Origin of the sequence: Pelomonas parva, from assembly GCF_043555835.1 — a bacterium.
Lineage (GTDB): Bacteria > Pseudomonadota > Gammaproteobacteria > Burkholderiales > Burkholderiaceae_C > Pelomonas > Pelomonas parva.
The window spans coordinates 367,371-384,893 of record NZ_JBIGHV010000004.1; the positions used below are offsets into that span (position 1 = coordinate 367,371).

Annotated in this window: 16 protein-coding genes; 6 read left to right on the top strand and 10 right to left on the bottom strand. The window is 69.4% G+C overall.

What is annotated here, in order from left to right; translation table 11 throughout:
• The first annotated feature begins 4 nt into the window (after positions 1 to 4).
• Together ACG00Y_RS12395 and ACG00Y_RS12400 are read left to right on the top strand one after the other, a co-directional pair.
• A complete protein-coding gene (locus ACG00Y_RS12395; protein WP_394479189.1) occupies positions 5 to 1,141 on the top strand; it encodes a BMP family ABC transporter substrate-binding protein in 1,137 nt (378 codons plus the stop codon).
• A gap of 104 nt (positions 1,142 to 1,245) precedes the next feature.
• Positions 1,246 to 2,304 (top strand): adenosine deaminase, encoded by a 1,059-nt coding sequence (locus tag ACG00Y_RS12400; RefSeq protein WP_394479191.1) that lies wholly within the window; start codon positions 1,246 to 1,248, stop codon positions 2,302 to 2,304.
• A gap of 3 nt (positions 2,305 to 2,307) precedes the next feature.
• Here ACG00Y_RS12400 and ACG00Y_RS12405 read toward each other — a convergent pair whose 3' ends face one another.
• Both ACG00Y_RS12405 and ACG00Y_RS12410 read right to left on the bottom strand, forming a co-directional pair.
• Positions 2,308 to 2,643 carry a hypothetical protein gene (locus ACG00Y_RS12405; RefSeq protein WP_394479193.1) on the bottom strand — a complete coding sequence of 112 codons (336 nt, stop codon included), beginning with the start codon at positions 2,641 to 2,643 and terminating at the stop codon, positions 2,308 to 2,310.
• 24 nt (positions 2,644 to 2,667) lie between these two features.
• Positions 2,668 to 2,871, bottom strand: a complete 204-nt coding sequence (locus tag ACG00Y_RS12410) for a hypothetical protein (RefSeq protein WP_394479194.1) — start codon at positions 2,869 to 2,871, stop codon at positions 2,668 to 2,670.
• Between the two features lie 185 nt (positions 2,872 to 3,056).
• On the opposite strand from ACG00Y_RS12410, the gene chrA reads away from it, so the two are divergent.
• Positions 3,057 to 4,415 carry a chromate efflux transporter gene (gene chrA, locus ACG00Y_RS12415; RefSeq protein WP_394479196.1) on the top strand — a complete coding sequence of 453 codons (1,359 nt, stop codon included), beginning with the start codon at positions 3,057 to 3,059 and terminating at the stop codon, positions 4,413 to 4,415.
• Positions 4,416 to 4,597: 182 nt separating this feature from the next.
• Here chrA and glmS read toward each other — a convergent pair whose 3' ends face one another.
• Positions 4,598 to 6,457 (bottom strand): glutamine--fructose-6-phosphate transaminase (isomerizing), encoded by a 1,860-nt coding sequence (gene glmS, locus ACG00Y_RS12420; RefSeq protein ID WP_394479198.1) that lies wholly within the window; start codon positions 6,455 to 6,457, stop codon positions 4,598 to 4,600.
• Between the two features lie 136 nt (positions 6,458 to 6,593).
• Here glmS and ACG00Y_RS12425 point away from each other — a divergent pair, with 136 nt between their 5' ends.
• On the top strand, positions 6,594 to 7,070 hold the full coding sequence (locus tag ACG00Y_RS12425; RefSeq protein ID WP_394479200.1) for an Lrp/AsnC family transcriptional regulator: 477 nt from the start codon (positions 6,594 to 6,596) through the stop codon (positions 7,068 to 7,070).
• Here the strand turns inward: ACG00Y_RS12425 and ACG00Y_RS12430 are convergent.
• From ACG00Y_RS12430 to ACG00Y_RS12455, 6 genes are read right to left on the bottom strand one after another with little or no spacing between them, the layout of a single operon-like run.
• Entirely contained in the window at positions 7,060 to 8,241 is a 1,182-nt protein-coding gene (locus tag ACG00Y_RS12430; protein WP_394479202.1) for a class I SAM-dependent rRNA methyltransferase, read from the bottom strand. The genes ACG00Y_RS12425 and ACG00Y_RS12430 overlap by 11 nt on opposite strands.
• Positions 8,238 to 9,761 (bottom strand): hypothetical protein, encoded by a 1,524-nt coding sequence (locus ACG00Y_RS12435; RefSeq protein ID WP_394479204.1) that lies wholly within the window; start codon positions 9,759 to 9,761, stop codon positions 8,238 to 8,240. Before ACG00Y_RS12435 ends, ACG00Y_RS12430 begins: the two co-directional genes overlap by 4 nt.
• Positions 9,758 to 10,678 (bottom strand): tyrosine recombinase XerC, encoded by a 921-nt coding sequence (locus ACG00Y_RS12440; RefSeq protein ID WP_394479206.1) that lies wholly within the window; start codon positions 10,676 to 10,678, stop codon positions 9,758 to 9,760. Before ACG00Y_RS12440 ends, ACG00Y_RS12435 begins: the two co-directional genes overlap by 4 nt.
• Positions 10,678 to 11,385 carry a DUF484 family protein gene (locus tag ACG00Y_RS12445; RefSeq protein WP_394479208.1) on the bottom strand — a complete coding sequence of 236 codons (708 nt, stop codon included), beginning with the start codon at positions 11,383 to 11,385 and terminating at the stop codon, positions 10,678 to 10,680. Before ACG00Y_RS12445 ends, ACG00Y_RS12440 begins: the two co-directional genes overlap by 1 nt.
• Complete coding sequence (gene dapF, locus ACG00Y_RS12450) at positions 11,382 to 12,221, bottom strand: diaminopimelate epimerase (RefSeq protein ID WP_394479210.1); 840 nt, start codon at positions 12,219 to 12,221, stop codon at positions 11,382 to 11,384. The genes ACG00Y_RS12445 and dapF overlap by 4 nt, the downstream gene beginning before the upstream one ends.
• The gene (locus ACG00Y_RS12455; protein WP_394479212.1) at positions 12,218 to 13,096 is read right to left on the bottom strand and encodes a lysophospholipid acyltransferase family protein; all 879 of its coding nucleotides are present in this window, start codon (positions 13,094 to 13,096) and stop codon (positions 12,218 to 12,220) included. Before ACG00Y_RS12455 ends, dapF begins: the two co-directional genes overlap by 4 nt.
• Before the next feature lie 130 nt (positions 13,097 to 13,226).
• Between ACG00Y_RS12455 and metK the strand changes: the two genes are divergently transcribed.
• Together metK and ACG00Y_RS12465 are read left to right on the top strand one after the other, a co-directional pair.
• Entirely contained in the window at positions 13,227 to 14,408 is a 1,182-nt protein-coding gene (metK, locus tag ACG00Y_RS12460) for a methionine adenosyltransferase (protein ID WP_394479214.1), read from the top strand.
• A gap of 384 nt (positions 14,409 to 14,792) precedes the next feature.
• Positions 14,793 to 16,334, top strand: a complete 1,542-nt coding sequence (locus ACG00Y_RS12465) for a methyl-accepting chemotaxis protein (protein ID WP_394479216.1) — start codon at positions 14,793 to 14,795, stop codon at positions 16,332 to 16,334.
• On the opposite strand, the gene ACG00Y_RS12470 is transcribed toward ACG00Y_RS12465, so the two are convergent.
• Positions 16,324 to 17,511, bottom strand: a complete 1,188-nt coding sequence (locus ACG00Y_RS12470) for a ComEC/Rec2 family competence protein (protein ID WP_394479218.1) — start codon at positions 17,509 to 17,511, stop codon at positions 16,324 to 16,326. The two genes, ACG00Y_RS12465 and ACG00Y_RS12470, sit on opposite strands and share 11 nt — an antisense overlap.
• Positions 17,512 to 17,523: the final 12 nt, after the last annotated feature.

Sequence of the window (17,523 nt, forward strand, 5' to 3'; positions counted from 1 at the left end):
ACGCATGACATCCATCGCCACCCGCCGGACCTTCTCGCTCGCCGCGCTGGCTGCCGCCGCCGTGCTCGCCGGCTGCTCGAAGAAGGAGGAGGCGCCCGCCGCCGCGCCGGCCGCCTCCGCCGCCGCCAAGCCCGAGCCGCTGAAGATCGCCTTCGCCTACGTGGGCCCGGTCGGCGACGGCGGCTGGACGTTTGCGCACGACAACGGCCGCAAGGCGCTGGAGAAGGAGTTCGGCGACCGCATCGTCACCAGCTTCGTCGAGAAGGTGCCCGAGGCGGCGGACGCGGAGCGCGTCTTCAACGACCTGGTGGGCCAGGGCAACCAGCTGATCTTCGGCACCACCTTCGGCTACATGGAGCCCATGCTCAAGGTGGCGGCGGAGCACAAGGGCGTGAAGTTCGAGCACGCTACCGGCTACAAGACGGCCGACAACCTGCGCACCTACGACAGCCGCACCTATGAGGGCGCCTACCTGGCCGGCGTCATCGCCGGGGCCATGACCAAGAGCAACACTTTGGGCGTGGTCGGCTCCATCCCCATCCCCGAGGTCATCCGCAACATCAACAGCTTCACGCTCGGCGCGCAGAGCGTGAACCCCAAGATCAAGACCAAGGTCGTCTGGGTCAACGAGTGGTTCAACCCGCCCAAGGAGACCGAGGCGGCAGTAGCCCTCATCAACGGCGGCGCCGACGTGCTGATGCAGAACACCGACTCCGCCGCCGTGCTGAAGACGGCCGAGGAAAAGGGCAAGCGCGCCTTCGGCTGGGACTCCGACATGACGTCCTATGGACCCAAGGCCCACCTGGGTTCGGCCGTCATCAACTGGGCGCCGTACTACATCCAGGCCACGCGCGAGGCGCTGGACGGCAAGTGGGCCACCGGCAAGGCCTGGTGGGGCGTCAAGGAAGGCGCAATCGACATGGTCTCGGTGGCCGACGACGTGCCGGCCGACATCAAGGCCAAGGTCGAGCAGATCAAGGCCGGGCTCAAGGACGGCAGCTTCTCGATCTGGAAGGGGCCCATCGTCGACAACGCGGGCAAGGAGGTGCTGGCCAAGGACATGGTCGCAGACGACGCCTTCCTGGGTGGCGTGAAGTTCTATGTCAAAGGCGTCGAGGGCAAAGTACCAGGCGCCAAGTAAGGCACTGCTCAAATACGACCACAGAGACACGGAGGCACAGAGCATGCACAGAGAAACGCCTCTGTGACTCTGTGCCTCTGTGGTTGCATTGATTCCCCAGTGACATGACCGCCGACATCGACTTCGACCGCATCCCGCGCTCCGCCCTGCCCGGCCTGCTGGCCCGCATGCCGAAGGCCGAGCTGCATATCCACATCGAGGGCTCGCTGGAGCCCGAACTGATCTTTGCGCTGGCCCGGCGCAACGGCGTGGCCCTGCCCTATGCCAGCGTCGAGGCGCTGCGCGCGGCGTATGCGTTCACGGATCTGCAGACCTTCCTGGACATCTACTACGCCGGCGCCAGCGTGCTGCTGCACGAGCAGGACTTCTACGACATGGCCTGGGCCTACTTCGAGAAGGCGGCGCGCGACCACATCGTCCATGCCGAGCTGTTCTTCGACCCGCAGACGCACACGGCGCGCGGCGTGCCCATCGGCACCGTCATCGAAGGCCTGTCGCGCGCCTGCGCAGCTGCCCGCACGCACCTGGGCATCAGCGCGGAGCTGATCCTGTGCTTCCTGCGTCACCTGAGCGAGGCCGAGGCCTTCGCCACGCTGGAGGAGGCCCTGCCCTGGCGAGCCCACTTCATCGGGGTCGGCCTGGACAGCTCCGAGCGCGGCCATCCGCCCGGCAAGTTCACGCGCGTGTTCGTGCGCTGCGCCGAGCTGGGCCTGCACCGCGTGGCCCATGCCGGCGAGGAAGGGCCGCCGACCTACATCGAGGAAGCGCTGGACCTGCTGCGCGTGGCACGCATCGACCATGGCGTGCGCGCCATCGAGAGCCCCGCGCTGATGCAGCGCCTGGCTGCCGAGCGCGTGCCGCTGACGGTGTGCCCGCTGTCGAACGTGAAGCTCTGCGTCGTGCCCGACCTGGCCGCCCACCCGCTGCCGCAACTGCTGGCCGCCGGCCTGGCCGTGACCATCAACTCCGACGACCCGGCCTACTTCGGCGGCTACCTGAACGACAACCTCCTGGCGCTGTTCTCAGCCCAGCCGCAGTGGGGCGCGAGCGAGGCCTACACGCTTGCACGCAACAGCCTGGAGGCCAGCTTTGCGCCGGCGCAGGAGAAGGCCGCGTGGGTGCAGGCGCTGGACGCGGAGTTCCGGCAGGCGACCACTCTTTAGCGGCTATGCCTGCCACACGCCGTAACCGGCCTCGCGCAGGCCGATGGCCAGCTCCACCTCCATGTCGCGCGCCGCGCCGTAGGGCATGGGGTTGTAGACCTCGTAGAGCTCGGGCATCAGCCGCTCGCCGTACTTCAGCACGAAGCGGTTGGCCTGCACGCCGGCCATGTGCCGGTCAAAGCGCAGGTCCGGGTCCAAGCCCGTCATGCCGACATACAGGCAGGGCTTGACGATGTCGTGCTGCGGGTTGGCCTTGCGAAACGCCGGCTCGTTCCACACGCGCTCGGACAGCAGCACGACATAGACGTGGTAGTGGTCACGGGGTTGTCGGCGCGGCATCGGGGCCGCATTGTCTGTCTGGCGTCAGGCAGCGCGCGAGGGCGCTGGCCGCGTGGACCAGAGCGGCTGCCGTGCCAGCTCCGCCGCCGTGACCTCGTCGGCCGTGACGGCGTACTCGTTGCTGCCGCGCTCGACGAAATAAGCCGAGCGATAGCGCTGCAGCAGGCCGCCGAGTGCCTGGCGGGCCTGGCTGGCGGGGCCGGTGAAGGTGAGGGTCAGCGTGGTCATGGGTCGTTGCTTCCGTCAGATGAGCCGGCTGGTCGCTGCCGCCGGCCTTGCTTGAACGCGAGCGCGGCGCTGCGGTTGACGGGCAAGGTTGATACCGCTTGTGAGGCCCTGCACACAAAGTGGCGCGAGCTGACCGGGCCGGCCCCTGCGGGACACTCGCCAGCGTCCAGCATCGCCACCACACCATGAATGACAACACCACCGCCGCCCGCCCACCAGTAGCCGGGTTTTGGGTGGCCTTTCGCTTCTGGCTCAAGCTCGGCTTCATCAGCTTCGGCGGGCCAGCCGGGCAGATCGCCATCATGCACACCGAGCTGGTGGAGCGGCGCCGCTGGATCAGCGAGCGGCGTTTCCTGCATGCGCTGAACTACTGCATGCTGCTGCCCGGCCCCGAGGCCCAGCAGCTGGCCACCTACATCGGCTGGCTGATGCACCGCACCTGGGGCGGTCTCATCGCCGGCGCGCTGTTCGTGCTGCCGTCGCTGTTCATCCTCGTCGCGCTGTCCTGGGTCTACCTGGCACATGGCCAACAGCCGCTCGTGGCCGGCCTGTTCTACGGCCTCAAGCCCGCGGTGACGGCCCTGGTCGTGCACGCCGCCTATCGCATCGGCAGCCGCGCGCTGAAGAACCGCTGGCTGTGGGGCATCGCGGCGGCCGCTTTCCTCGCCATCTTTGCGCTGGACGCGCCCTTCCCGCTGATCGTGCTGGGCGCCGCGTTCATCGGCCACGTCGGCGGCCGGCACGCGCCGCAGGTGTTCGCGCTCGGCGGCGGGCATGGCGCCGCGAAGCCAGGCTACGGGCCCGCGCTGATCGACGACGACACGCCCACGCCGGCCCATGCCCGGTTCAGCCGCAGCCGCCTGGCGCGCGTGCTGGCCATCGGCACGGGTCTGTGGGCAGCCGCCATGGCCGGCCTGGTGCTGACGCACGGACTGAGCGGCGCGCTGACGCAGATGGGCTGGTTCTTCACCAAGGCCGCGCTGCTGACCTTTGGCGGCGCCTACGCCGTGCTGCCCTACGTCTACCAGGGCGCCGTCGAACAGCACCAGTGGCTGACCGGCGCGCAGATGATCGACGGGCTGGCCCTGGGCGAGACGACGCCCGGACCGCTGATCATGGTGGTGGCCTTTGTCGGCTTCGTCGGCGGCTGGACCCAGCAGCTCTTCGGGCCCGATGCCGCCTTCCTCGCCGGCGCCGTGGCCGCCTGCGTCGTCACCTTCTTCACCTTCCTGCCGTCCTTCATCTTCATCCTGGCCGGCGGGCCGGTCATCGAGTCCACCCACGGCCAGCTGAAGTTCACCGCGCCGCTGACGGCCATCACGGCGGCGGTGGTCGGCGTGATCCTGAACCTGGCGGTGTTCTTCGCCTGGCACGTGCTGTGGCCGCGAGGCTTTGCCGGGCAGTTCGACTGGCTCTCGGCGCTGATCGCCCTCGGCGCGGGCATCGCACTGTTCCGCTTCAAACTGGCCGTGCTGCCGCTGCTGGCGGTGTGCGCCGGCCTGGGTTTCAAGCTGGCGCTGCTGGGTCTGATACCCGCACGGTGATGTCTACGACGCGAACCGATGCTGGCTGCCAATGTGCCTGTGCGCCTGCCCGTCATTCGACGGTCACGCTCTTCGCCCAATTCCTCGGCTTGTGTCGTGTCGCTGCGCGCCACGACTAAACCCCGTTGAGCGGCTGCGCCGCTCAGGCCGCTTTGCGGCCCAACTGGCTACCCGCCTGCCCGTCATTCGACGGTCACGCTCTTCGCCAAATTTCTCGGCTTGTCCACATCCGTCCCCCTCGCGCACGCCGTGTGATACGCCAGCAATTGCAGCGGCACCACGTGCAGGATGGGTGACAACGCCCCGTAGTGCTCCGGCATGCGGATGACGTGCAGGCCGGCTTCGCTTTCGATGGCCGTGTCGCCGTCGGCAAACACGTAGAGCTGGCCGCCGCGCGCGCGGACTTCCTGCATGTTGCTCTTGAGCTTTTCCAGCAGCGCGTCGTTGGGCGCCACGGTCACCACGGGCATCTCGGCCGTCACCAGCGCCAGCGGGCCGTGCTTGAGCTCACCCGCTGCATAGGCCTCGGCGTGGATGTAGGTGATCTCCTTGAGCTTGAGCGCGCCTTCCATGGCGATGGGGTAGTGCAGGCCGCGCGCCAGGAACAGCGCGTTCTCCTTGCGCGCGAACTCCTCGCTCCAGGCGATGACCTGCGGCTCCAGCGCCAGCACGGCCTGCACCGCCACGGGCAGGTGGCGCAGGTCCTTCAGGTGCTGGGCCTCGTCGGCCTCGCTGAGGTGGCCGCGGGTCTGGGCCAGGGCCAAGGTCAGCAGGAACAGGCCCACCAGCTGCGTCGTGAAGGCCTTGGTGGACGCGACGCCGATCTCGACGCCCGCGCGCGTGATGTAGGCCAGCTCGCACTCGCGCACCATGGCGCTGGTCGCCACGTTGCAGATGGTCAGCGTGTGCGGCATGCCCAGTGAGCGGGCGTGCTTGAGTGCGGCGATGGTGTCGGCCGTCTCGCCGCTCTGGCTGATCGTCACGACCAGCGTGCGCGGGTCGGGCACGCTGTCGCGGTAGCGGTATTCGCTGGCGATCTCGACCGAGGTCGGGATCTTGGCGATGCTCTCCAGCCAGTACTTGGCGGTCGACCCCGAGTAGTAGCTCGTGCCGCAGGCCAGGATGAGAACCTTGTCGATCTCCTTGAACACCCGGTAAGCGCCGTCGCCGAACAGCTCGGGGCTGATGGCGGTGATGGCTTCCAGCGTGTTGGCGATGGCCGTGGGCTGCTCGAAGATTTCCTTCTGCATGTAGTGGCGGTAGGGGCCCAGTTCGGCGGCGCCGCTGTGCGCGTGCACGGTGCGGACCTCGCGCTCCACCGACTGGTAGCGGCCGGTGGCCGCGTCCAGGTGGCTGAGCCAGTAGCGGCCCAGTTGCAGGTCGACGACGTCGCCCTCTTCCAGGTAGACGATCTGGTTGGTCACGCCGGCCAGGGCCATGGCGTCGGAGGCGACGAAGTTTTCCTGTTCGCCCACGCCCAGCACCAGCGGCGAGCCCTCGCGGGCGGCGACGACGCGGTGCGGCTCGTCACGGCAGAACACGGCCACGGCGTAGGCTCCCTTCAGGCGCGGCAGGGCTTGCTGCACGGCGTCCAGCAGGTCGCCGCTGTAAAGGTGGTCGATCAGGTGGGCAATGACCTCGGTGTCGGTCTGGCTGTTGAACTGGTAGCCGCGGGCCTTCAGCTCGGCGCGCAGTTCGTCGTGGTTCTCGATGATGCCGTTGTGGACCAAGGCGATACGGCCGACGCCCGCAGCCTCGGCGTTCGGGCCCACCGAGAAGTGCGGATGCGCGTTGTGCACGGCCGGCGCGCCGTGCGTGGCCCAGCGGGTGTGGGCGATGCCGGTGCCGGAGGCGATGCCATCCTGGTCCGCCTGGTGCTGCAGCTCGGCCACGCGCGAGGTGCTGCGGGCGCGACGCAGGCCGCCGTCCTGGTGCACGGCCACGCCGCAGGAGTCGTAGCCGCGGTACTCCAGCCGCTTCAGGCCTTCAACGAGGATGGGAACGATGTTGCGCTGACTGACCGCGCCGACGATGCCGCACATGGATTGCTCTCCGATCTAGGGATGGCGCGCATGCTAGGCAAGCCGGAGCGGCAGATGCGTGCGAAATTCCACTGGATTTGGCAGGAAATTTCCCAACCATCAAACGGTGAAATTTTCATTCATACAATTTGCACAAATGAATGAATTCGACGCCATCGACCTCCGCCTGCTGGACGCGCTGCAGTCCGACGCCTCGCTGAGCAACCAGGATCTCGCCGCCCAGGTGGCGGTGTCGCCCGCCACTTGCCTGCGGCGGGTGAAGCGGCTCGTCGACGCGGGCGTCATCGAGCGGCGGGTGGCGCTGCTGTCGCCGCAGAAGCTGGGCTCCGGGCTGTCGGCCATCCTGGAGATCACGCTGGACCGCCAGGGCGCCGAGCATCTGGACGCCTTCGAGGCCCGCGCCGTGCAGGAGGCGGCCGTGCAGCAGTGCTGGCGCGTATCGCCGGGGCCGGACTTCGTGCTCGTCGTGCAGGTGGCCGACATGCCGGCCTATCACGCCTTCACGCAGCGCCTGCTGACCCAGGACGCCAACGTGCGCAACATCAAGGCCTTCTTCAGCGTGAAGCGCGCCAAGTTCGACACGCGCATCGAGCTGCCCGTGCTCAGCGCTTGAGGATGCCCAGGCCTTTCAGGTAGTCGCCCTCGGGGAAGCACACGGTCTGCGGGTGGTCGGCCGCCGCCGACAAGCGCTCGACGATGTAGCCGTCCACGCCCGCATCCAGGCCCGCGCCGGCGACGATCTTGTGGAACAGGTCGGGTGCGATGCCGCCCGAGCATGAGAAGGTGTAGAGCAGCCCGCCGTCACTCAGCAGCATGAAGGCCAGACGGTTGATGTCCTTGTAGGCCCGCGCGGCGCGCTCGGCGTGGGCCACGGTGGGCGCGAACTTCGGCGGGTCGAGCACGATGGCGTCGAAGCGCCGGCCTTCGTGCAGGCAGCGGCGCAGCGTGGCGTTCACATCGGCGTCCCAGGCCTCGTGGCGACTGGCGTCGAAGCCGTTCAGCGCGACATGCGCGTTGGCGCGCTCCAGCGCGGGGCCGGACGAATCCACACTGATGACCTGCGTCGCGCCACCCGCCAGCGCCGCGACCGAGAAGCCGCCCGTGTAGCTGAAGCAGTTCAGCACCGTCTTCACGCCGTACTGCTTCACCGCATCGGCGAAGCGCTTGCGGCTGTCGCGCTGGTCGAGGTAGTAGCCGGTCTTGTGGCCCTCGGCGACGTCCAGCGTCAGCTGCCAGTCGTGCTCGCGGATGGTCAGTGCAGATGGGCCGTCACCCCTGAGCCAGCCGGTCTGCTGGGGCAGGCCCTCCCACTCGCGGGCCTGGGCGTCGGAGCGCTCGTACAGCCGCGCCAGGCCGGTCTCGGCCAGCAGCGCGTCGGCGATCTGGGCCTTCCAGCGCTCGGCGCCGGCGCTGCCAAACTGCGCCACCAGCGTGTCGCCATAGCGATCGACGATGAGGCCGGGCAGGCCGTCGGCCTCGCCATGCACCAGCCGCCAGGCGTCGGACGCAATCGCCAGCCGCCGGCGCATCGCGATGGCCTTCGCGATGCGCCGCCTGAAGAAGGCCGCGTCGATGCGCTCGGCCTCGTCGAAGCTCCAGGCGCGCAGGCGGATCTGCGACTGCGGGCTGAACGCCGCCCAGCACAGGAAGGCGCCGTCGGCCGATTCGACGCGCACCGTCTCGCCCGCGTCGCCACCGCCGCGCGCGATGGAGCTTTCGAACACCCAGGGGTGGCGCTTGACGAGCGAGCGCTCCTTGCCGGGGCGAATCACCACTTTCTTCATCGTTGCAGCGCTCCGAAGGCGTAGCTGATCTGCAAGTGGGTCAACGGCGCGGACTGGTCGCTGCTGCGGACGGTGCGGAACTGGCCGACCCCGGCGCGCAGCCGCAGCCGCTCGGCCAGCAGCCATTGCGCCCAGACCTCGGCCTGCGTCACCGCGCCGCCACCCACCTGCACGCCGCCGCCGCCAGCCGCACCCACCAGCCATTCGGCGCCGACGCGCAGCTTGCCGCCCAGCAGCGGGTCGCTCTGCAGGCCCAGGCCGAACAGGCCGAAGGAATAGGCCCCGGCGCTGCCCACCGCCGCGCTGCCGGCTTGCGCCGTGCCGTAGAGGCGCGGCGAGAACTCGCTCGACATGTTGACGGCCAGGTGGCTGACGGCCTCGTCCGGCCGGTTCTTGAAGCGCACGCGCGGCAGGTGCATGACGCTGGCGCCGATCTGATGCACGCGCACCGTGCCGCCGGGGTCGTCACCAATCAGCGTCGGCGTGCGGTTCAGCGGCATGCTGAGCGCGGCGCGCAGATAGGGCGCGGTGTAGGCGCCGGTGGGGGCGTAGGTGAGGCCGGCGTCCAGGCGCAGGCTGGGCCCCCAGGGCGTGATCCAGCGCAGCGTCGGCCCGGCGCGCAGCAGCCAGCCGTTGCCGCTGTCGACACTGCCACCGCCTCCCAGGCCGGCGGCCAGCTGGCCGCCGAAGCGCAGGCGCGGCGTGCCGAACAAAGCCCAGTCCTGGCCGATCTGGCCCAGCACTTCCATGTAGCCGTCGACGCCGCCCTTGGCCGCGCCCGAGGCCTCGAAGCCCCACCAGCTGCCCTCGGCGATGTACTGGCGCAGTTCGGCGCCGGCCTTGCCGACCCTGCCCGAGTAAGGCGTGCCGCCACGCGTGCGGCTGGACGCCCGCGGCTGCTCCATGCCGCCGGTCAGCGTGATCTCGTCCATGCCCAGCCCCGTGCGCCGGCCGGAGCGCCCAGGCTTGCCGGCGTCGTCGGGCGAGAAGCTCGCAAAGTCCATGGACCGGCCCACGGTGAAGGCCACGCCGACGCGGCTCTTCACATTGCCGCTCGGGAAGCGGATCTGCGCGATGCCGACGCCCGTGTACCAGGGGCCGTTGTGGGTGCGCAGCGACAGCTCGGGCCGCAGCATCAGCCCGCCACCGAAGCGCATCACGTCGCTCGACAGCCCGCCCCCCGCGCCGACGTAGAGGCTGGCCGCCAGATGCGTGTTGCTGCTCAGCCGCCAGCGCCGCTGGCCCGTGAAGCCGACCGTGAAGATGCCGCCGTAGTTGCCCTTGGCCGTGCCGTAGAAGCCGGGGCCGAAGCCCCAGTCGTCGTCGTACGCCAGCATGTAGCTGATGGACGCGAAGGCCGTGCGGCCACCGTCGGGCATCTTCATGGCCGTCCAGTTGGACTCAAGGGCGGCGGGGCGGACGGTGTTCAGCCGCGCCGGGTTTGCAAAAGGCGCGTCGTCGGGAGTCGCCAGCGCACAGGCCGGCAGCAGCGCCAACAAGGCGGCAAGTCGTGATGTCATTTCTTGGCGCGGGGGTGAGCCGCGTCGTAGATGCGCGCCAGGTGCTGGTGGTCCAACTGCGTGTAGACCTGGGTCGTCGTGATGTGGGCATGGCCCAGCAACTCCTGCACGGCACGCAGGTCGCCGCTGGACTGCAGCAGGTGGGACGCAAAGCTGTGGCGCAGCATGTGCGGGTGGACGTGGGCCGGCATGCCGGCGCCGACGGCACGGGCCGAGAGCATCTTGCGCAGTGTGGAGCCGGACAGGCGATGGCCACGCGCGCCGACGAAGAGGGCGACCTCGCCGGCCGCCGCGACCTGGCCGCGCACCGCCAGCCAGGCCCGCAGCGCCTCGGCCGCCGCCTTGCCCAGCGGCGTGCTGCGGCGCTTGTCGCCCTTGCCGGTGACATGCACTTCGGCGGATTCCAGGTCCACCCAGCCTTCGGCCGCGCCGCTGGCCCGCACGTCCAGGCCGATCAGCTCGGCCGCGCGCAGGCCGGCGCCGTAGAGCAGCTCGACGATGGCGCCGTCGCGTGCCTCCAGCCGCGAATCGGCAATCTCGTCGGGCACATGGCTGGCCAGCTGCACGGCGTCGTCCACGCCCAGCGCCTTGGGCAAAGGCTTGGGTGCTTTCGGCGCGCGCAGGCCGTCAAAGGGGTTCAGCGCGACGCGGCCCTGCAGCCCTAGCCAGCGGTAGGCGCTGCGCCAGACCGACAGCAGCAGCGCGATGGACTTCGGGCCCAGGCCCTCGCGGTGCAGCAACGCGGCGAAGCGGCGGGCCTGGGTGATGCTCAAGGCGCGCACATCAACGGACGCCTCGGCCAGCATGGCCTGCAAGCGCTGCAGGCCGTCGGCGTAGAGGCTCAGCGTGCGCGGACTCAGGCGTTGCTGCACGCGGGCGTGCTGCAGGTATTCGCCGAAATCCGCCTGCAGCTGCATCAGGCGAGCAGACCCGCCAAGCCAGCGCTCGCAATTTCGCCGACGCGGTTCAAGAAGTCAGTGCCCATCTCCGCCGTGTAGCGCGTCGGGTCCGGCGAGCCCAGCACCAGCAGGCCGAAGGGCTTGCCGTCGTTGTGCTTGGCCAAACTCAGCGGGATCAACGCCAGCGAGGTCGCGGTGCCGCCGCTCTCGGACAAGCCCAGCCAGCGCGCTGCCTCGAAGCCCGAGTTCACGCCGCAATAGGGCTGGCTCAGGCTGGACGCAAAGCTGCGCACGTCCGCGCTGACCGAGGCCGCGAACTCGGCCGCCTCGTGCGCGGGCGCCACGCCCCACAGGCGCAGGCTGGCCTGCGGGATCATGAACTGGTGGCGCAGCTCGCTGAGCAGCACCTCCGGCAGCTCGGGCGTGCCCACCGCGCGCATGACGGCCAGCGTCCAGCGGTGCAGGCGGTCGGCGATGGCCGCGTTGTCCTGGCCGTTGCGGATCATGTCGATGACCCGCAGCTCCAGGCCCTTGATCTTGTCGCGCAGCATCTCGGCCTGGCGCTCCTGCAGCGACACGGCGCGCGCGCCATGCGGGTGCTGCAACTGCACGCTGGCCAGCAGCGCCGAATGCCGCTCGAAGAAGCCGGGGGTGGCCGCCAGGTAGTTGGCGATGTCGGTTTCAGTGATGCCTTGCACCGCGTCAGCGGCCGGGTTGGAACTCACAGCGTGATCTCTCCGTCGAAAACTTTCACAGCGGGGCCGGTCATCAGCACCGGGCTTTGACCGCCCGCCCATTCGATGCGCAGCAGGCCGCCACGGGTCTGCACTTCCACCACCGCATCGAGCCAGCCGGCGCGGATGCCCGCGACGACGGCCGCGCAGGCGCCCGTGCCGCAGGCCAGCGTCTCGCCGGCATCGCGCTCGTAGACGCGCAGCGCGATGCGGTCGCGGGCCAGCACCTGCATGAAGCCGGCGTTGACGCGTTTGGCAAAGCGGGGGTCGTGCTCGATCAGCGGGCCCTGGGTCAGCACCGCCGCCGTCTCGACATCGTCGACACGTTGCACCGCATGCGGGTTGCCCATGGACACCACGGCCAGCTCGGCGCCCTGGACGGGCCACAGCTCGAAGCCGTTCTCCAGGCGGGGCTCGAGGCCGCTCACGTCGAACGGCAGCGCCGCGTGGTCGAACACCGGCGGGCCCATGTCCACCGTCACGCGGCCGTCGTCCTGCAGCGTCAGCAGCAGGCGGCGGTTCATCGTGTCGACGTGGATCTCGCGCTTGGTCGTCAAACCGGCATCGACGACGAAGCGCACGAAGCAGCGCGAGCCGTTGCCGCAATGCTCCACCTCGTCGCCGGTGTTGTTGAAGATGCGGTAGCGGAAGTCCGCACCGGTGTCCGTGCTGGGCTCGATGACGAGGATCTGGTCGCAGCCGACGCCGAAGCGGCGGTCGCCGAGCAGGCGCATCTGTTCCCGCGTCAGCGCAAACGGCTCGCGGGTGGCGTCGATGACGACGAAGTCATTGCCCGCGCCGTGCATCTTGGTGAAGCGCAATCTCATAACGGCTGATTATCCGGGGCTGCGCCAATGTCCAGGCCGCGCGGCTGCTTGTAGCGGTGGTAGCCCCACAGGTACTGCCCCGGTGCGCGGCGGATGACGCTCTCCATCGCCGCATTGATGGTCGCGGCGGCGTCCTCGTTCGACGCGGCCTTGGCGATCTCGGGCGCCGGCATCACGTGCACGACGAAGCCCTCCCCGCCCGGCAGCCGCTCGCCCCAGATCAGCAGCAGCGCCGCGCCCGTCTGCTGCACGAGGCGGGCCGCCAGCGTCATCGTGTAGGCCGGCCGGCCGAAGAACGGCGCCCAGACGCCCAGGCCGTCGGGTGGCACCTGGTCCGGCAGCAGGCCGATGACCTCGCCCTTGCGCAGCGCGCGGATCATCTGGCGCACGCCGGCCAGCGTCGCCGGCGCCGTGGCCAGCCCGGGCCGCTCGCGCGAGCCGGCCATCACGTCGCGCATGCTGGCCTGGCGCGCCGGCCGATAGAGCACCGTGATGGGCGACTCCGGCGTCGTGAAGCGCTCGGCAATGGCCTGGGCGCAGATCTCGAAGCAGCCCATGTGCGGCGTCAGCATGACGAGGCCGCGCTTGTGTTCAAGCGCCGCCTCGATCAGCTCGCCGCCATCCCACTGCAGCTTGCTGCCCAGCGGCTTGCCTTTGGTTGCCACCCACAGCCAGGGCAGCTCGGCCGCCATGCGCCCGGCCGCCGCAATCGCGGGGCGGGCATCGCGCCAGGCGATGCCGGCCTGCGCCACGTTGGCCTTGAAGCGGCGCCGGTAGGTCCCCGAAGCGAAGTAGACGACCCAGCCCAACAGCGCGCCCAAAGCGTGCAAAAGGGCCAGAGGCCAAGGGGATAAAAAGCGAAAGACCCAGCTCATGTGTTTCTATACTTCGCGCATCGCCGAGTTACTGAACTACTTGCGGGGCGATTCACAAATCCTGCTAAAGCGTTCGCCGCACCTCCCGGAGCGACGGCAACGCCGACCCACCAGCAACCGGAGTTTAAAAGTGGCCAACGACTTCCTCTTCACATCTGAATCCGTTTCTGAAGGACACCCCGACAAGGTGGCCGACCAGATCTCGGACGCCATCCTCGACGCCATCTTCGAGCAGGACCCGCGCAGTCGCGTGGCCGCCGAGACGTTGTGCAACACCGGCCTCGTCGTGCTGGCTGGCGAGATCACGACGAACGCCCACGTCGACTACATCCAGGTCGCGCGCGACACCATCAAGCGCATCGGCTACGACAACACCGAGTACGGCATCGACTACAAGGGCTGCGCCGTCCTGGTCGCCTACGACAAGCAGTCCAACGACATCGCCCAGGGCGTGGACCATGCGTCCGACGACCACCTCAACATCGGCGCCGGCGACCAGGGCCTGATGTTCGGCTACGCCTGCGACGAGACGCCCGAGCTGATGCCCGCGCCCATCTACTACGCCCACCGCCTGGTGGAGCGCCAGGCCCAGCTGCGCAAGGACGGCCGCCTGCCCTTCCTGCGCCCGGACGCCAAGAGCCAGGTGACGATGCGCTATGTGGACGGCAAGCCGCACAGCATCGACACGGTCGTGCTGTCGACGCAGCACGCGCCCGAGTACAGCTTGGGCGACCGCATGACGGACGAGTTCTACGAAGCCATCCGTGAAGAGCTGATCAAGCCCGTGCTGCCGAAGAACTGGCTGACCGCCGACACCAAGTACCTGATCAACCCGACGGGTCGTTTCGTCGTCGGCGGCCCGCAGGGCGACTGCGGCCTGACCGGCCGCAAGATCATCGTCGACACCTACGGCGGCGCCTGCCCGCACGGCGGCGGCGCGTTCTCGGGCAAGGACCCGTCCAAGGTCGACCGCAGCGCCGCTTATGCAGCGCGCTATGTCGCCAAGAACATCGTCGCCGCCGGCCTGGCGCGCCAGTGCCAGATCCAGGTCGCCTACGCCATCGGCGTGGCCCGGCCGATGAACGTGACCGTCTACACCGAAGGCACGGGCGTCATCTCGGACGAGAGGCTGGCTGCCCTGGTCAACGAGCACTTCGACCTGCGCCCCAAGGGCATCATCCAGATGCTGGACCTGCTGCGCCCGATCTACTCCAAGACGGCGGCCTATGGCCACTTCGGCCGCGAAGAGCCGGAGTTCACTTGGGAAAAGACTGACAAGGCTGCAGCACTGCGCGCGGCAGCGGGCCTGTAAGGCCCCGAGCGCAGCGAGCTTGTCCGGCTTTCGGCGCAGGCTAACTTCGCGCAGCGAAGTTAAGGGCCACAGGCCCGGCCGAAGCCAACGGACTGACAAGGCTCAGGCGCTGCGCGCGGCCGCTGGGCTGTAAGCGCACCGCCTGGCGGCTTGGCCGTTCTCGGGCGACGCTCATATCGCGCAGCGATGTGAGAGGAGATCAAAAGACTCAGGCACCGCGCCCAGCAGCCAGGCTGCGAAGACCACTGTGCGAACAAACAAACACCGCCCACCGAGGCGGTGTTTTTCTTGGTGCCGACCCTTGCCTGCCGCGAGTAGAGTCAATGGGCCGGCACGGTGCGCACGCGTCGCACCGGCCCGCGAAAAACAACCTAGGAGACGGTGATGAATATGCAGTCCTTGCGCATCGGCGCGCGATTGTTTCTGGGCTTCGGGTTGGTGCTGCTGCTGCTGGCGCTGGCCGTGGGCCTGAGCTACCGGCAGATGGCCACCGTGGGCCCGCACATCGACCGGCTCATCGAACTGCAACGCCAGCAAGACCTGGCACAGGACTGGCGCACCCAGACCCAGCTCAACGTGACCCGCACCGACGCCGTCTCGCGCGCGGGCGGCTCGGGGCCGGTGGCCGAGTTCTTCGCGCCGGTCATCAAGACGACCAGCGCCAAGATCAACGAGTTGCAGGAAGGGCTGACCAAGGCGGTCGACACCGACAAGGGCAAGGCCTTGCTCGACGAGATCGCCGCGGCCCGCAAGACCTACATCGACATCCGCAACGGCGTCTTCGCCCAGCTCAAGGCCGGCGAGGCCGAGGCCGCGCTGCAGACGCTGGAGGGCAAGATGCGGCCGGCCGCCGATGCCTATGTGAAGACCATCAGCAACATCGCCGACTACCAGGGCGAGCGCGTGCGCGAAGAGACGCGCGCAGTGCTGGCCGCCGCACAGCGCACCCAGCTCGTCATGCTGGTGCTGTCCGCCATCTGCCTGAGCCTGGGCATCGCCGCCGCCTGGCTGATCACGCGCTCCGTCGTCAAGCCGCTACGCGTGGCCATCCACGAGGCGGAGGAAGTCGGCCAGGGCGACCTGTCGCGCGAAATCCGCAGCGTGGGCAGCGACGAGACGGCCCAGCTCACGCAGGCCCTGGCCAACATGCAGGCGTCCTTGCGGAACCTCGTGGGCACGGTGCGCCACAACGCCGACGGCGTGGCCACGGCCAGCTCCGAGATCTCACTGGGCAGCAACGACTTGTCCGCGCGCACCGAGCAGCAGGCCAGCGCCATTCAGCAGACGGCGGCGGCGATGGAGGAGGTGTCGGCCACCGTGAAGCTGACCGCCGACAACGCCGGGCAGGCCGACCAGCTCGCGCACGACGCCAGCGAAGTGGCGCGCAAGGGCGGTGAGGTCGTCGGTGAGGCGGTGCAGCGCATGCGCGGCATCGAGGAAAGCTCGCGCAAGATCGGCGACATCATCGGCACCATCGACGCCATCGCCTTCCAGACCAACATCCTGGCGCTGAACGCGGCCGTCGAGGCGGCCCGCGCCGGCGAACAAGGACGCGGCTTCGCGGTCGTGGCCAGCGAGGTGCGCATGCTGGCCCAGCGCAGCGCCGACGCGGCCAAGGAGATCAAGGCCTTGATCGGCGACAGCGTCGAGCGCGTCGGCCAGGGCGCCGTGCTGGTGAACCGCGCCGGCGAGACGATGGAACAGGTGGTCACTTCGATCGGCCGCGTGGCCCAGATCGTGCGCGAGATCAGCTCCGCCAGCCGCGAACAGAGCAGCGGCGTCAGCCAAGTGGGGCTGGCCATCGCGCAGATGGACCAGGCTACGCAGCAGAACGCCGCCCTCGTCGAGGAAAGCGCTGCAGCAGCCGAGAGCCTGAAGCACCAGGCGAGCGAGTTGGTGAAGCTGGTCTCGACGTTCAAGACCTGAGGCTGCGCGACCGGAACACGTCGGACACCGCCCGCACGCGGTCCGACTCGTCGCCGTTGTCGGTGACGATGACGCGAAAGCTCTCGCCGCCCGGCGCCACGCGCACGACGACATGGCCCTCGTGGCTGCGCATCTTCAGCGCGAGGCGCCGGTTCACCAGCAGGTTCTCGCGCATCAGGTGGGTGGCGTAGACCTCGCGGCGGCCGGGGTAGAAGCGCTCGTTGAGCATGTGGTCCAGCTGCTGCGGGCTGGGGTGGGACACATGCCAGGCCTGCACGACCCAGGCCTGCGGGCGCAGCGCGCGCACGACGGCGGGGTTGAGCCCGTCATAGAGGCCGTGATGGTCGGCCGTCGCCACGTCCACCGGACCGCAGGCGCGGGCGGCGGCGGTCAGCACGTCGCGCCAGGGCAGCTCGCCATCCGCGCCCTCGTTGGTGAGGTCGCCGCCGGTGAAGTAGCTGAATGGGCCGGACGAGATGCGCACGCCGGCGGAGCACATGTTCTCCGTGGGCCGGTCGCCTGGCGGCAGCGATGCCAGCGGCGGGAACAGCGCGCGGGCGTCCTCGCCCTGCCCCGTCCACACCCGGCCGTTGGCGGCGATGTTGCGCACGCCGGTGCCGAGCTGCGTCGCACTGCCCACCACGAAGCGCTCCGCCCGGCCGCCGCGCGCGACCCAGGACTCGACGAAGGCGCGGTAGTTCCTGAAGAAGTCCGCCTGCTCGATGCCGATGGCCGGATCGTCGTAGCTCGGGTAGCCGCGATCGACAAGGCGGCCCACGCGCAGCGCATCGGCCACGTCGGTGACGCCGCTCAGCCGGTAGGGGCCGCGCGTGGACGGCGGCGAGCTGGCACGCACGTCGCCGAGGTGGTCAGGGTGCAGATGGGTGACGAGCAGGCTGTCCAGGCCGTCGCGGCCCGTCGCCTTCACATGGCGCTGCACATAGCGCGCGATCCACTCGCCCGCGCGGCGCTCGGCGGAGGGGCGCGGCGCCACGGTCACGTCCAGCTCGCTCAGCATGGCGCCGGCATCGATGAGCAGGCTGGCGCCGTCCGGCAGGATGGCCAGCGTGGCATTGCCGCGGCCGGTGGCGATGTGGTGGATGTCCAGCCCGCCCGGCGTCCATGGCGCGAGCGGCTGGCCGACTTCGGCATGCGCGCGGCTGCATGCGCCGGCCATGGCGGCAGCGAG

What these genes read in the sequence shown, in the direction of transcription:
- ACG00Y_RS12400 (WP_394479191.1), top strand. Translation starts at nt 1,246, where the DNA reads ATGACCGCCGACATCGACTTCGACCGCATCCCGCGCTCCGCCCTGCCC.
- ACG00Y_RS12405 (WP_394479193.1), bottom strand. Translation starts at nt 2,643, where the DNA reads ATGCCGCGCCGACAACCCCGTGACCACTACCACGTCTATGTCGTGCTG.
- ACG00Y_RS12455 (WP_394479212.1), bottom strand. Translation starts at nt 13,096, where the DNA reads ATGAGCTGGGTCTTTCGCTTTTTATCCCCTTGGCCTCTGGCCCTTTTG.
- ACG00Y_RS12410 (WP_394479194.1), bottom strand. Translation starts at nt 2,871, where the DNA reads ATGACCACGCTGACCCTCACCTTCACCGGCCCCGCCAGCCAGGCCCGC.
- ACG00Y_RS12395 (WP_394479189.1), top strand. Translation starts at nt 5, where the DNA reads ATGACATCCATCGCCACCCGCCGGACCTTCTCGCTCGCCGCGCTGGCT.
- ACG00Y_RS12435 (WP_394479204.1), bottom strand. Translation starts at nt 9,761, where the DNA reads ATGACATCACGACTTGCCGCCTTGTTGGCGCTGCTGCCGGCCTGTGCG.
- ACG00Y_RS12470 (WP_394479218.1), bottom strand. Translation starts at nt 17,511, where the DNA reads ATGGCCGGCGCATGCAGCCGCGCGCATGCCGAAGTCGGCCAGCCGCTC.
- ACG00Y_RS12465 (WP_394479216.1), top strand. Translation starts at nt 14,793, where the DNA reads ATGAATATGCAGTCCTTGCGCATCGGCGCGCGATTGTTTCTGGGCTTC.
- dapF (WP_394479210.1), bottom strand. Translation starts at nt 12,221, where the DNA reads ATGAGATTGCGCTTCACCAAGATGCACGGCGCGGGCAATGACTTCGTC.
- ACG00Y_RS12430 (WP_394479202.1), bottom strand. Translation starts at nt 8,241, where the DNA reads ATGAAGAAAGTGGTGATTCGCCCCGGCAAGGAGCGCTCGCTCGTCAAG.
- glmS (WP_394479198.1), bottom strand. Translation starts at nt 6,457, where the DNA reads ATGTGCGGCATCGTCGGCGCGGTCAGTCAGCGCAACATCGTTCCCATC.
- chrA (WP_394479196.1), top strand. Translation starts at nt 3,057, where the DNA reads ATGAATGACAACACCACCGCCGCCCGCCCACCAGTAGCCGGGTTTTGG.
- ACG00Y_RS12440 (WP_394479206.1), bottom strand. Translation starts at nt 10,678, where the DNA reads ATGCAGCTGCAGGCGGATTTCGGCGAATACCTGCAGCACGCCCGCGTG.
- ACG00Y_RS12425 (WP_394479200.1), top strand. Translation starts at nt 6,594, where the DNA reads ATGAATGAATTCGACGCCATCGACCTCCGCCTGCTGGACGCGCTGCAG.